General features: G+C 34.4%; 12 protein-coding genes and 1 pseudogene. 4 read left to right on the top strand and 9 right to left on the bottom strand.

From position 1 onward, the window contains the following. The first annotated feature begins 50 nt into the window (after positions 1–50). Positions 51–1,514 carry a sensor histidine kinase gene (locus AC0IXC_RS24730; RefSeq protein WP_002188251.1) on the top strand — a complete coding sequence of 488 codons (1,464 nt, stop codon included), beginning with the start codon at positions 51–53 and terminating at the stop codon, positions 1,512–1,514. A gap of 146 nt (positions 1,515–1,660) precedes the next feature. Then, a complete protein-coding gene (locus tag AC0IXC_RS24735) occupies positions 1,661–2,173 on the top strand; it encodes a GNAT family N-acetyltransferase (protein ID WP_002029700.1) in 513 nt (170 codons plus the stop codon). 34 nt (positions 2,174–2,207) lie between these two features. Here the strand turns inward: AC0IXC_RS24735 and pdxR are convergent, their stop codons facing one another. After that, a complete protein-coding gene (gene pdxR / locus AC0IXC_RS24740; protein ID WP_341086774.1) occupies positions 2,208–3,608 on the bottom strand; it encodes a MocR-like pyridoxine biosynthesis transcription factor PdxR in 1,401 nt (466 codons plus the stop codon). A gap of 120 nt (positions 3,609–3,728) precedes the next feature. On the opposite strand from pdxR, the gene AC0IXC_RS24745 reads away from it, so the two are divergent. Continuing rightward, positions 3,729–4,655 (top strand): DMT family transporter, encoded by a 927-nt coding sequence (locus tag AC0IXC_RS24745; RefSeq protein WP_002140321.1) that lies wholly within the window; start codon positions 3,729–3,731, stop codon positions 4,653–4,655. A gap of 181 nt (positions 4,656–4,836) precedes the next feature. Further along, positions 4,837–5,361, top strand: coding sequence for a DUF4871 domain-containing protein (locus AC0IXC_RS24750; protein ID WP_002029695.1), 525 nt, complete (start codon positions 4,837–4,839; stop codon positions 5,359–5,361). A 293-nt stretch (positions 5,362–5,654) separates the two neighbouring features. Here the strand turns inward: AC0IXC_RS24750 and AC0IXC_RS24755 are convergent, their stop codons facing one another. The 8 genes and pseudogenes from AC0IXC_RS24755 to AC0IXC_RS24790 form a co-directional block, all read right to left on the bottom strand. Continuing rightward, entirely contained in the window at positions 5,655–6,857 is a 1,203-nt protein-coding gene (locus AC0IXC_RS24755) for an NAD(P)-dependent malic enzyme (RefSeq protein WP_215590670.1), read from the bottom strand. A 59-nt stretch (positions 6,858–6,916) separates the two neighbouring features. Continuing rightward, positions 6,917–8,263, bottom strand: coding sequence for a 2-hydroxycarboxylate transporter family protein (locus tag AC0IXC_RS24760; RefSeq protein ID WP_002029691.1), 1,347 nt, complete (start codon positions 8,261–8,263; stop codon positions 6,917–6,919). 122 nt (positions 8,264–8,385) lie between these two features. After that, the gene (locus AC0IXC_RS24765) at positions 8,386–9,093 is read right to left on the bottom strand and encodes a response regulator (RefSeq protein WP_033708776.1); all 708 of its coding nucleotides are present in this window, start codon (positions 9,091–9,093) and stop codon (positions 8,386–8,388) included. A gap of 1 nt (position 9,094) precedes the next feature. After that, a complete protein-coding gene (locus tag AC0IXC_RS24770) occupies positions 9,095–10,693 on the bottom strand; it encodes a sensor histidine kinase (protein ID WP_002029689.1) in 1,599 nt (532 codons plus the stop codon). Between the two features lie 78 nt (positions 10,694–10,771). Beyond that, a complete protein-coding gene (locus tag AC0IXC_RS24775; RefSeq protein ID WP_433736617.1) occupies positions 10,772–11,719 on the bottom strand; it encodes a methyl-accepting chemotaxis protein in 948 nt (315 codons plus the stop codon). Continuing rightward, positions 11,711–12,754 (bottom strand): annotated as a pseudogene (locus AC0IXC_RS24780) (HAMP domain-containing protein); the annotation flags it as partial. The pseudogene AC0IXC_RS24780 and the gene AC0IXC_RS24775, both read right to left, overlap by 9 nt. 293 nt (positions 12,755–13,047) lie before the next feature. Then, complete coding sequence (locus AC0IXC_RS24785) at positions 13,048–13,776, bottom strand: C39 family peptidase (protein ID WP_002125127.1); 729 nt, start codon at positions 13,774–13,776, stop codon at positions 13,048–13,050. Positions 13,777–13,819: 43 nt separating this feature from the next. Then, the gene (locus AC0IXC_RS24790) at positions 13,820–14,641 is read right to left on the bottom strand and encodes a hypothetical protein (protein WP_002140315.1); all 822 of its coding nucleotides are present in this window, start codon (positions 14,639–14,641) and stop codon (positions 13,820–13,822) included. Positions 14,642–14,779 lie beyond the last annotated feature (138 nt).

Below are 14,779 nucleotides of genomic sequence, written 5' to 3' on the forward strand. Positions count from 1 at the left end.
TCCCCACTGATTAAAGTTTCACTCTATATAAAATAAGGTATGGTGAGAAAATGAGCAAACTTTCCCTTAAAGTTGGGACATACTTTTTAATATTAGCTTTATGTATTGAAACAATTGCCTTCGTATCTTTTTATAAGAACCTTTCAAACATACGCATTGAAGAGGAAACTCTTGCTCTTTTAGAGAAAGGAAATCGCTATAGTAAAATGATTAAAAACCGCGCGAAGTGGGGTGCATATTCTAAAGAAAGGCAACTCACAGAAAGCGCTGAACACAGTAAACGACCTAAACGTGCTGTGTACCCCGAGTTTGATATCAACACTGAGGCTGAACACTTAGTTGAATCAGAATTAATTGCTAACTCTGATATAGCTATCATTATAACAGACAATAACGGCAAAATTATTTCTACCTCAGAACCCGTAACGAAAGAAATGCAAAAACAACTTACTTGTAAAACTGAGACTATCCCAGAAGGTGGATTAATCGTTGAAAAAAACTGGAAAAAATCAAAATTCATCTCAACAGTAAGCCCGCTGGAAATTCAAGGATTTCAAGGTAAGTTATATATGTTATTAAAGACATCTTTCTTAGAAAATATGTTACTTAAACTCATGAATCAATTTCTTATCATTAGTGTTTTGACAATTATTTTAACTACTATTTCTGTCTTTGTTTTTTCTCGTGTTATTACAGAACCGCTTATAAAAATGAAGCGGGCGACAGAAAAAATGTCAAAATTAAATAAGCCGATTCAATTAGGAATTAAACGAAATGATGAACTTGGAAGCTTAGCAAAAACGATTGAAGATTTATCTAGTGAACTTACGTATATGAAAAAAGAACGAAACGAATTTCTCGCTAGTGTAGCGCATGAATTACTAACTCCATTAACGTATATGAAAGGTTATGCAAAGGTAGCAAAAAGAGATTCTCTAACGAAAGAAGAACGTGAAGAATACTTACAAATCATTGAAGACGAAACGGATAGTGTAACCGATCTCGTACAAGATTTATTTATGCTTGTACAATTAGAGCAACACCAGTTTGTTATAAAAAAACAAAAAGTAATTCTTAAACCATTTTTAGAACGAATGGTTGAAAAAACAAAAACAACATTAACAAACAAACAAATGCAACTCCATGTACATTGCAAAGATGATTTAGAAGTTTGCATAGACGAAAGACGTATGGAACAAGTTATGTTAAATTTATTACACAATGCTTATCAACATTCACCAGAAAACACTTCTATAATAATACGTGTACTAACCAGTGCGAATACTTTTACAATAAGTGTACAAGATGAAGGTGAAGGTATTCCAAAAGAAGATATCCCACATGTTTTTGATCGCTTTTACCGTGTCGATAAATCCAGAACACGAGCTACAGGTGGAAAAGGTATCGGACTGGCTGTTGCAAAAGAAATTGTAGAACTTCATAATGGTTCTATTGAAGTTAAAAGCGAATTAGAAGTCGGAACAGAATTTATAATTGAATTACCATTTGTATAATATATGCGTGAAATCACCAGTAGTAGTCAACACTACTGGTGCTATTTTATTTATAAAACCAACTATTATAAGCTAAGCTTTTGAAATTATTCTTATTTCAATATAAAATATAGGTATAACTGTCAAAGATTTGGAGGGTGATACAATTGGATATCCATGTATTAACAAAAGACGAAGCAGAAATTTACTTAGAACTTCGAGTAGAAGGATTAAAACAAAATCCGGAAGCTTTCAGCTCTTCTTATGAAGATATTATTAATAAAGAGTGTGCTATTGAATATAAAGCCCAAAAATTAGCACAAGATGAGAACTATACACTAGGTGCATTTAAAGATGGCACTTTAATCGGAGTTGCAACACTGGAAACGAAACCATATGTAAAACAAGAACATAAAGCAAAAATCGGTTCAGTATACGTGTCTCCAAAAGCACGCGGACTTGGAGCGGGAAAAGCACTTATTAAAGAATGTCTTGAGCTTGCTAAATCTTTAGAAGTAGAGCAAGTTATGCTTGATGTTGTTGTCGGAAACGATGGTGCAAAAAAACTTTATGAGTCATTAGGCTTTAAAACATTTGGCGTGCAAGAACGTTCATTAAAATATAACGGACAATATTGGGATGAAGAGCATATGGTTCTTTTCCTAGATGAAGAAAAATAATAAAAAAACATCCTCCATTTATGAGGATGTTTTTTTACTTTCTTGTAAACCATGCTGTATATAATAATTGAATGGCCTCTTCAATTTCTTCCTCTAATAAAGTCGCAAATCCAAGCAATACTGTACTTTTGGGAGAAGTCCCTTCCTTATAATATATCGAAGCAGGATACACTTTAATACTCCTTTCAGCTGCAGCTTCCATTAATTCTTTCTCTTCCATCCCATTATGCACTTTTAATAAAATATGTAGGCCGGAATCTTCCCCTATTACTTCAATGCGATTAGAAAAATATTTTTCTAATACCGAAACAAGACGGTCTCTCTTCTTTCGGTACACAACACGCATTTTATGAATATGTTTTTCCCAATGCCCGTCATTTAAAAATTTCCTAATGATCTCTTGATCCATTCTTGAAACGCTTTGTGTGTAAAATAAATATTGCTCTTGATACTGCTTAATAAGGGATTTTGGCAACACCATATAACTCATCCGTAATGATGGCAATAGCGCTTTAGAGAGCGTCCCCATATAAATAACTTTCCCGTCTGTATCTAACCCTTGCAGTGCCGGTATAGGTTTTCCCGAATAACGAAATTCACTATCGTAATCATCTTCAACAATATACCTACCTTCTTCTTTCTTCGCCCATTGTAAAAGCTGCATCCTTCTCGTGATAGGCATAATCATCCCATATGGAAACTGATGAGAAGGTGTAACAAACACAATATTAGCTGAACTATTTTCTAACTCTGAAATACAAATACCATCTTTATCTAAAGATAACATTTGGACATTTTGTTCCCCTTGCTCAAAAACAACCATTTTCCGGTGGTAGCCTGGATTTTCAACTGCATAACCACTTCCTTTTAACAATTGAAATAACAACTTCACTAATATTTGCGTACCAGCTCCGATTACAATTTGACTAGCCGAACATCGCACACCTCTAGATTCATACAAATAGCTCGCGATTGCTTCTCGTAAACTTACCTCCCCTTGCGGATGTCCAATAAAAAGTAAATCTTTATTTTCAAATTGCCATACCTCGTTCGTAATTTTTCGATATACATGAAACGGAAAAGTACTAGTATCCACACCCGTTTGAGTGAAGTCAAATTTATACACCTGCTCTTGAAAAGGTACTTCCTCTATTACCTCTTCGCTACCTTCCGCATGAATCATTTGCTCGATTTCACATACAAAATAACCTTTTCTAGAAATCGACTCAATATATCCTTCGGCAAGAAGTTGCTCATAAGCCGCCTCTACTGTATTTTTACTTACTTGTAAATATGTTGCTAGCTTCCTCTTAGCCGGTAATTTCGTAAAAGATAGAATCGTTCCATCTTTAATTTCTTTTTTTATATACTCATACAACTGCACATACAATGCCTTCTTACTATTCATATTTAAATTAGGCGTTAATTCTAACATAATATCTGACCCCTTAATAAAACTAAAATCTGATACTTTTTACAGTACCAGATTTTATATATAATTCCTTTTATCATGTCACACATAAAAAATCAAATACTAAAGAGGAGATGCATGATCATGAACAAAAGTAGACGTATCGGACTCATTATGATTATTACAGGAGCCACATTATGGGGATTATCTGGACCGATGATTCAATGGCTATTTCAACATACGAACGTATCATCAATTGATTTTTTAACAATTCGCTTGTTGCTTGCAGGAGTATTTATTTTGTCTTTCTTACTAATAAAGAAACAAAACATATTTCAAATTTGGAGACACCCTAGACATTCTATACAGCTTATTATTTTCTCTATTCTTGGCATGCTTGGTGCGCAGTACGCTTTTATCGAAACAGTTCATATTAGTAATGCCGTAACGGCAACGCTATTTCAATTTCTAGGCCCTGTTCTTATTACCATTTACGTTGCGTTTGAGCAAAAGAAATTCCCTGCTTCTATGCAAATACTCGCAATTATAACTGCTCTAACAGGAACATACTTTATTATTACAAATGGCTCAATCGAAAATATTGTTTTATCTAAAGCAGCTATTACTTTCGGCCTATTAACAGCGATTGGTTTTGCGTTTTATACCCTTCATCCGGCTTCCCTTATTAAAGAATGCGGAACAACTATAGTAATTGGCTGGGGGATGTTAATTGGAGGGATTGCACTGCTTATTTGTAATCGTTCTTTTGGATGGAATCAGATTTCGCAAACTTTCACACTTCAAACTTTTTCTATGCTTATTCTTATCATTATAAGTGGCACTCTTTCTTTCCTTCTTTATATCGGGAGTCTTAAATATTTGGCAGCAACAGAAACAAGTATTTTATCTAGCATTGAACCACTTGTAGCTGCCATCGTTTCAATCGCTTGGCTTAATGAATCTTTTGGAGCATATCAATTATTAGGCGGAGTATGTATCGTCCTTTCTGTTATTTTCTTAACAATGCCTCAAAAAGAGAGAGAACCAACCTTTTCAACTGAACAAATATAAAGTGAAACTTTAATCAGTGAGGGGTTCCATCCCCCACTGATTATTAGCCCTCACCAATTGGGATAGAAAATGTCAAAAGAGGTCGTACAAAACTTACGACCTCTTTTTATGATTTAAAGGAATTGTCTCGTCTTCTAGCAAATACAATTACACTAACAATAAAAATTAGGAGTGTGGCACCATGAAAAAAATCGGAACTATGCTACTTTTCTCCTTCCTCATTACTGGCTGCGCGCAATCGCAACCCGATTCAACAGCACCTAAAAAAGAAGTAATAGAAACGTCATCCTCTCAAATTAACGCACCTTCCTTTTTTCACCTTAGTGTCTTAAAAGATGTAAATTGGGAAGAAGCACCATCATTCGTAGAAGGAAAAATACCGTTAAAAGGCATTGAAAGAAAAATTGCAATGGCTGATAGCTCTATTATCGCAAATGAGCAAAATGAAATAATGTGGTTCTTCCTGGATCCTGAAATGCCAACTGGAAAACTATCTATTATCGCGTTAAAACAAGGAACTACAACTCCAACACCAGTACTCTTTCAAAAAGAAACCTCCAAACAAACTTGGACTACTTCAAATACAGTCGATACAACCGTAAAGGAACTCCCTCTCGTAATGTCACTACCTTCATCTGGATTATGGGTATTAAACATATATGTGAATGAAAGATATTATGATCAATTTGTAATCAATGCCGAATAAAGTGACAAAACTGAAACACTTCCTTACAACAATGTAATTTCTACGTCACGTACTTCGATAGGTGGATTATCTCTCTTCTCTTATACTTAAAGTAAGAAATGACGCGAGGAGAGATGAGAGATGAAAAAAATGATAGAAGTGATCGTAGCAGTAACTGAGGTTTTAATAAATGGTAAACAAGTTGCAATGGAGTTAAATAAATAATGAAAGGGGCTTGAATAAATTTACACTTCTTCATTATTTTGATTTCTTATCTCAAAAAAAGCAGTGCCTTTTTAAGGCGCTGCTTTTGACTATTTATAACTTGGCATTTTCGTAATCTGTGCCACACCTGAATCAATGGCTGCTTTCGCTACTACTTCTGCAACACTTGGAACAACTCTTTTATCTAATGGATTTGGAATTACATAATTCGCATTACGCTCTTCGTCCGTAATTATATTAGCGATCCCATATGCTGCTGCTAATTTCATCTCTTCTGTAATATCAGTCGCGCGTACGTCTAATGCACCACGGAATATACCAGGGAACGCTAATACATTATTTACTTGATTTGAATAATCAGAACGACCAGTTCCAACTACAGCAGCTCCAGCTTCTAATGCATCTTCTGGGAATATTTCTGGAATTGGATTCGCCATTGCAAACACAATCGCTTTCTCATTCATCGTCTGTACAAGTTCTTTCGTTAATACGTTAGGCGCCGATACACCAATGAAAATATCAGCCTGATGAATTGCTTCCTTTAATGTTCCACGTACGTATTCTCGATTTGTCTTCTTTGAAACTTCGATTTGTGCTCCATTCATCCATGTTTCACCTTCACAAACAATACCTTCTAAGCTAACTAACGTAATGTGCTTTGCACCAGCTTTTAATAACAATTTTCCAATTGCAATTCCTGCCGAGCCCGCACCGTTAATAACAATTTTCACATCATTCATTTGTTTATTTACAACTTTTAGTGCATTAATAACAGCTGCTAAAACGACAATAGCCGTCCCATGCTGATCATCATGAAATACAGGAATATTCGTTTCTTCTTTTAATCGTCTTTCAATTTCAAAGCAACGTGGTGCTGCAATATCTTCTAAATTAATTCCTGCAAATGTAGGCTCTAGATTTTTCACAAGGGTAACGATTTCATCCACATCAGTCGTACCTAAACATAGCGGGAAAGCATCTACATTCGCAAAATTCTTAAATAAAATACTTTTCCCTTCCATAACAGGCATAGCTGCTTTCGGTCCAATGTTCCCTAAACCAAGTACTGCAGTTCCATCTGAAACAACTGCAACCATATTACCACGTGCTGTATAGTCATAGGCTGTTTCCTCATCTGCCGCAATTGCTTTACAAGACTCTGCTACCCCCGGTGTATAAGTCAAACTTAAATCGTCCGCTGTATTCACTTCTACTTTACTTGTAATTTCAATTTTCCCTACTAATTCTTTATGCAATAACAATGATCTTTCATTAATTTGTTTTTCTAACATACTTATAATCTCCCCTTAATTTGACAAGCTAGCTATATGAATATAGCTAGCTTGTTTGATCATGAAAACATTTTTAATAAAATTGTCGCTGTTACGACCATTGCTGCCCCGCCTAAACGCGTTGAAATTTGTGCGAACGGCATTAATTCCATACGATTTGAAGCTGATAAAATAGCAACATCTCCAGTTCCACCTAAACCACTATGACATCCAGTTACAATCGCTGATTCAACTGGATACATTTTCATCACTTTCCCTACAAGAAAACCTGACGCTACCATTGTAAGAACAACCGATGCGCATACAACAACATATCCTACCGAAAGAACTGCTGCTACGTCTTTTAAAGGAATATATAGCAATCCTAAACCGACCATTAATGGCCATGTTAAATTCTTTGAAATGAATTTATATAAATGGAATGCTCCTTGCTCCATTTTTGCTGGCATTAGATTAAAGTACTTCACAATTGCCGCTGAAAAAATCATAATGATTGCTCCTGGAATACCGATAAACTTAGAAGCGAATCCTCCGAAAATAAAGAATGTACATGCAATCAATAATCCTGCTCCCATTAATGAGAAATCAATTGGTTTTTCTGTATTTTGCTCCTTTAATAAATCTGCTTGATTGTCTGTTTTTACTAATACACCATTCCCACTAAGCTCCGGTTTCTTCTCACCTAAACGCTTCATATACCCTGCACTCACGATTGCAAACATATTTCCAATAATAGCTGCCGGAATAAGCTGTGATACAAATGTTGCTGATGATTCATTTAAAATATCACTATAAGCTAGCGACAATGGTAAAATCCCTTCTCCGATACCACCACTCACAATTGGTACGATGATAAAGAAGAATGTCTGCTTCATTTCAAATCCAAATAGTGAACCGACTAATAAGCCTACTGCTACAGAAGCTAACGTCCCTACTACTAAAGGAATAAACATACGAACGAAACCTTGTACTAATACTTTACGGTTCATTCCTAAAATACTTCCAACTACTAAACAAGAAATATATAAATATAAAAAGTTCGATTTTTTCATTAACATGGTCGCAGCTTCCATTGAAGCTGGATTCATCCAGTTAAAAAATACAAGTAACGATGGAATAAATAATGAGAGAATTGCTGGACCACCGATATTTTTTAATATTGGAATTCTCATTCCAATATCACCTAAGAAAATACCCATAATCATAATAACTGCAAAACCACCAATCATATCTGCTGGTAATTTATTATATACAGATGCTCCATAAATAATAGCAGCCAATACTACATATAACGGTAAAGGTATAACACCGATTTTAACGTTCATAATTTTAGAAGCGAAAGATTCACTTTTCAATTCATTGCCTTCAGAAAATGATACCGCTTCCACATTCTTTTGAATTCCCATATGGCACCCCCTTGTTTTCTTAATAACAATATTAAAACGCTTTCAATAGTAAAAATAGTTTTTGTAAGTTTTGTAACTACTTTTGTAATTAAAAAAAGTATAAGCGACCTATAATAAGTCGCTTATACGTAAAAGTCTATTTTATTTTGGTCAATACACCTTAATTTACTCACCGGTCTTCCCACATTTTGATACACCATTTCATTCTCTAATACTCCGATTTCAGTCAAAAACATTACATACTTTCGAATAGAAACTCTCGAAACCCCTACTAATTGTGCCATTTCATCAGTTGTAAATGCTTGTCCATTAAGTGATTCGATTTTCTTCCAAATTAATTGCAATGTTTGCTTTGTTAATCCTTTCGGAAGCTCTTTATAGTCAAAGGACTCTCTTTTTTCTTTTTGTAAAATTAACGAATCTAATTCCGATTGACTAATTTTTTGTTGTTCTTTCATGAAAGTAAATTTTTCTCGATACACCGTTAATGCTTCCTTAAAGCGTTCAAATGTAAATGGTTTAATTAGATAGTCTACAACTCCATATTGTAATGCTTTTTTAATACTTCCCATATCATGTACAGCTGAAATCATCATAATATCAATTTCTTTTTCTTGATTTCGAATATACATTAAAAGCTCAAATCCAGTCTCCTCAGGCATAAAAATATCAAGTAATATGAAGTCTACTCGTGACCTCTCTATCACTTCTATCGCTTCTTTAACTGAGTTAACTGCATGGACAAGTTCAAACCCTCCCACTTGCTCTAAATAATGCTTATTTAACATCGCAACCATCGGATCATCTTCTACAATCAAAACTTTGATCATCTTATCTCTCATCCCTACTTTTAGGTATTTCAATCGTTATTGTCGTTCCGGTTCCTAACGATGAATGAACATAAATCTCCCCATCTATTCGCTGTATGCTTTCCTTTACAAGATGCAAACCATACCCCCGATTATCACCCTTTGTAGAATAACCTTTTATAAATAATGCATCAATTTTATCTTCTTGTATGCCTTTCCCCGTATCTTGTACTGTAATTATTAATGTATCCCCATATTGTATTCCAACTTCAACCTGCTTCTTCTCACAATTCGTCACTGCGTCTAATGCATTATTAATTAAATTTCCGACAATGGTAATCAGTTCATGAATGATACGTTCATCATATATTTCTGGTAAGTAAGAATCCTCTTTTATAACTAACTTTATATTTTTCTCTCTAGCATAACTAAGTTTACCTAGTAAAAATCCAGCAAATACTGGGCTTTGAATTTTTTTCATAATCCCGCCAATTTCATATTGATGCTCTGATACCATACTACTTACATATTTCTGCAATTCTTCATACTGTTTCATATGTGTTAGCCCTAATACGACATGCATTTTATTCATAAATTCATGAGATTGTGCCCGTAACGCTTCCGCATATAGCCTAATACCAGTTAGTTCTTCTGCTAATTTTCTAATTTCTGTTTTATCACGAAATGTTGCGATCGCGCCAACTATTTCTCCTTTTACATATAAAGGAACACGATTTGTGACAATCGTAATTCCGTAAATATTTTGTTCTTCGTTTAATTGTACCTCGCCTGTTTGCAACACTTCTTTTATACGTGAATTTGGCATATACAACTCAACATCTTTACCAATAAAATCTTCTTCCAGTCCACTTTTTTTAAATAGCCGTTTCGCTTCATTATTAATTAACGTTACTCTCGCCTCTTTATCTACAGCAATAATGCCTTCTTTTACAGATTGTAACATCGTATTTCTTTCTTCAAGAATTTTCGCTATCCTGTGCGGCTCAAGACCGAATAAACTTTTCTTTATATGTCTAGCTAGCAATATTGCTCCTATAAGTCCGACTAGTACTCCAACTCCGACACCGATATAAATAATATGTCTACTTTCCTTAACTCTCTCTTTTACATTATCTGCCGAGATACCAACGGCCACCGCGCCAAGTTGTTCACCTGTTTCAGAAAATATAGGTACAAACACTCGCATTGAAATACCTAAAGTTCCTTCTGCTAGCGATACATGTTCCTTTCCTTTCAATGCAGGCCCTTCATCTCCCCCAATAAAATGATGACCTATTTTTTGAGGATCTGGATGTGATTTTCTTATTCCATTCATGTCCATAACTACAATAAATTGAACACCTGTGTTTTTTAATATTCTATTTGTATACGTTTGAATTGCAGAAGTACCTGCTTTCCCAATCAAACCATCAATTACAATCGAATCATTCGCCACAATATGTGCAATTGTTTTCGCTTTCTCTGCCTGGCTATCCTCCGTTGTCCGCTCTACATTATGACTAATTAATATATCTGTAACAAGTAAAGAAAAAATTACAACTGTACAAACTAACAATGTAATCGTTTTCCATAAATTCCATAGTCTTTTTCTTTTTTTCATCCCGTTAATGACTCCCCTAATTACTGAATATAAAAATAAGTAAGGTGATATTATTTTCACCTTACTTATTTGCTGTTATTATACTTTAAATTTACTAGTCATTGCTTGTAGTTCTTCGGCCATCTCAGCTAAGTTTTGCGAAGCCGAACTAATTTCTTCCATCGAATTTACTTGTTCTTCTGTTGAAGCTGCAACACTTTGCATACTAGCTGTATTTTCTTCTGCAGCCGCTGCAATTTCATCAATAGCGTTTGTCACTTCATTTGCATCTCCAGCGATTCTCTTCGTTGTTTCTACCATTTGATTAACTTGAGAAACAATATGAGTAGTAGAACTTAAAATTTCTGTAAAACTTACTTTCGTTTTTGTTACAACATCTAAGCCTTGTTGAACTTCCCCACTCACATTACCCATTGCCTTAACAGTATGTTCAATATCAGCCTTAATTTCTGCAATTAAATTTGCAATCTCTCCAGATGATTCTCCTGATTGCTCTGCTAATTTTCTAACTTCATCAGCTACAATAGCAAATCCTCTTCCCTGCTCACCTGCTCTTGCCGCTTCAATAGCTGCATTTAAAGCTAATAAGTTCGTTTGAGTAGCAATGTTTTGAATTGCTTCAGAAATAGCTCCTACCTGCTTTGATTTCTCATCAAGAAGTTTAATAATAGCATCTGACTCGGATACCGATTTAGAAATAGACTGCATTTGTTTTGCGGTTTGTTCAACTAAATCTTCTCCCTCTTCAGCTCTTTCTCGCGCATGTAATGAGGAAATAGAAATTGACTCTGCGCTTCCAGTTACATCTTGAATTGCTGTATTTACTTGTTGTAATGTAGCCGCACCTTCTTCAACACCTTGACTTTGTGATTCAGCCCCACCTGATACTTGTTCCATTGCAATTGTAATTTGATCTGTCGCATCATTTGCTTGCTGTACGCTCGCTGTTAACTCTTCAGCCGATGCAGCGACATGTTCTGCTGAAAAACTAATTTGAGTAATCACATCTTGTAAAGAGGCAGACATTTCATTAAATGAATTCCCTAATTTCCCTATATCATCCTTGGAATGGATTGTAATTTTCTCTGTCAAATCTCCCTTACTAATTTTATGTGCCGAGTCAGCTATTTTTCTTAATGGTCTTGTAATAGACTTTGTAATGAAATAAATTAATACACTACCAAATACAATAGCGATAGCAATGACAATCAAAGTCTTATAAAACACTGGATTCGCAGCTTGGGTAATTTCTTCGTCGAACATAACTCCAACTACTTTCCATCCTGTTTTCTCATTTGTTGCAAAGATTAAATTCTTTTTATCACCTTGTTCTGTATAAGACACATTTCCTTGTTTTTCTTCATAAATTGGTTTAATCCACGGATCAGTAACTTTTGCACCTGGTTTTCTAGATGGATGACTAACAATTTGCTTATTTTGATCTAGAATAACTGCATAACCTTTTTCACCAATGTTAATCATTTTGGAAATTTTTAAGATGTTATCTAAATTTAAGTTAATTCCTATAACACCTTTACCATCTTTTACTTCTTTAGCAATTGTCACTACCATATTTTTAGTAGATGCTGATTGATATGGTGCAGTAACAATTACCTTTCCTTTATTTTCATGCGCTTCTTTATACCAAGATCTATCTGTTGGGTTATAGCCATCAGACATTTGAATAAATGGTTCTCTTATAAACTTCCCCGTCTGCGTTCCAATATAAATACCTTCTACTTCTGGATGAAGCTTTATATATTGTGCTAACTTCGTTCTTACTATTTCTTCTTGTCCGTTTGGATATGTATCCTCTGTTAAAATGTCTGCAAAGTACGCCGCATCAACAAATTTCTCTTCTATATTTTGAGAAATAACAGTATTTAAAACTGAAATATTTTCCTTTGCTTTACCTGTAATTTGTTGTTCAAAATTTGTTTTGGCAGTTTGATATGAAACACCACCGATAATAAGTCCTGGTATAGTTAAAATAATAAAAAATGAAATGATTAATTTTTTATTGATACTCATACATTTAACCCAGTTAAATATTTTTTGCATAATAATCCTCCTTTATGTAATAGAACACTTGTGTAATTTTATACAATCAACATGTATAAAACAATATATAATGATAACATGTAATTTTTTCGTCAATTATGCATTTTTACATATCCACTTCTCCTAAACATTTTAATCCTAAAAAACAAGAGAACTTTAGCATATATAATAAGCTAAAGTTCTCTTGTTTTTTAACAGCTTCTCTTCAAAAAAATCTGCAAAACTTCTCTTACAATTCCTTAAATCTTTATCCTTCACCTTATAGTTATATAGTTCATGCTCTTCTTCCTAATTTATTTGGAGTTATTTACATAGCTAATTGCCTGACTCCCCATCTGCACCCATGCCTGTTCAAATTTTCCTCTTGGCACTTTTACATCTAAGCTATCATCGAGGGGATCTCGAATATATACAGATTCCTTATCGTACCCAACAAGTACAACACAATGTTCATTATACGTAATAGAAACATCCCCACTATTTGTTTCCCATGTAGTAAATTCATCTTCATCTAAAGGAGCATATGTTGCATTCGTAATCATGACTACCGGGTGCCCTGCTTTTACACTCTTATAAATTTCTTCTATACTCTTCCCTGTTAAGTCCACAGCTTTATTCGGTAAATATTTTTTTGCTAATTGAAAAAGTGGTCCGTGATATACACCGTATCCGGATTCAGAAAAGGTATAAATATTCCCTACAAATCCTTCATTCGGATTCCCACGTACACCATCTTCCATAAAATTAACTTTTTTTATTTCATTTGCTAATTTCATCTTATCTACAGAAACACCTGCGTATTGTAACATCATCGCTAAACTTGTTACTTCGCAGCCTCTATCTAACTCTGGTAATTGCTGAATTAAAGGCACATTTGATAACATGACTTTTTCATCGTTATTACTAAACTCTATTCGTTTTTGACTTTGTACACTTGAAAATAGTAACCCCTTTACTTTCTCCACATACTTTGTAATTCCATTTGTATATGCACCCCATACCCCTATACATAGTAAGGCCATACATATATACCACTTCCATTTTCGTATCACTCTCACGCCCTTTTTAATTCGTTAAATACGAATAAAACGCATTAGCATCTGTTTGAACCATAGGAACAAACTTAAGCTCTTTTCCCTTTTCAGGTTGTTCAAGATTTATCTTCTCCGCTAAATCTTGAATCTTCAAATTCGTTCTATCCATACCTAGCTCATCTGCTATTTCTATTACCTTTTGCTCATTTATTTCTCTTAATACTTGATATATATCTTTGCCATATAAATCAATATGATATTTTTTTGCTTCTTCCTGTACTTTTTGTTCGTACACTTCCCCTGCTAACTCTTCCATCTCTTTTCCTTGTTGAGCAATACCTAGCTTTTCTGCTTCTTCTCTAACTTTCGTTCCGTAGATTTCTTCCTCAATCTCTTCTATTTCTTTTCCTTCAGTTGAAACACCAAGCTTTTCTGCTTCATTATTAATTTTAATCTTATTAATTTGATCAATTAAACTTACAATCGACGTATTCTCTATAGATATTCCTAGTTTCAACGCTTCTTTCCTCACTTTTGTTTCATAAATTTCTTCTGAAAGAATTCCAACATCTTTTCCTTCTGCCGAGATACCTAATTGATTAGCTTCTCTTCCTACTTCCGTCTCATGAATTTCTTTTTCTAACGTAATTTGTTCTTTCCCATCCGTTTCAATGCCTAACTTTTCCGCTTTTTCTTCCGTATGCATTGCATGTATTTTCCCATCATTTAATTGTTCTTTACTACGCTGCGTGTAATCTGTCTTTCCTTTTGTCATTCCAGAAGGGGAGGCACCCCCTAATATACTTAAACTCATTACTCCAATAGTGAATACCGTCATCATTTTCTTTTTCAAGACTTCTTCCTCCCTCTCACGCTTTCTTTTTCCAGCTTTCCCATAATTTTTTTTATACTATACATAAACTTCATCTCTGTTAGAAATAACCTTATGATTTATCCAGTTCATTCAAAAAAACCTTACATCTTTTTTTTC

The organism is Bacillus sp. AC266 (genome assembly GCF_979253805.1).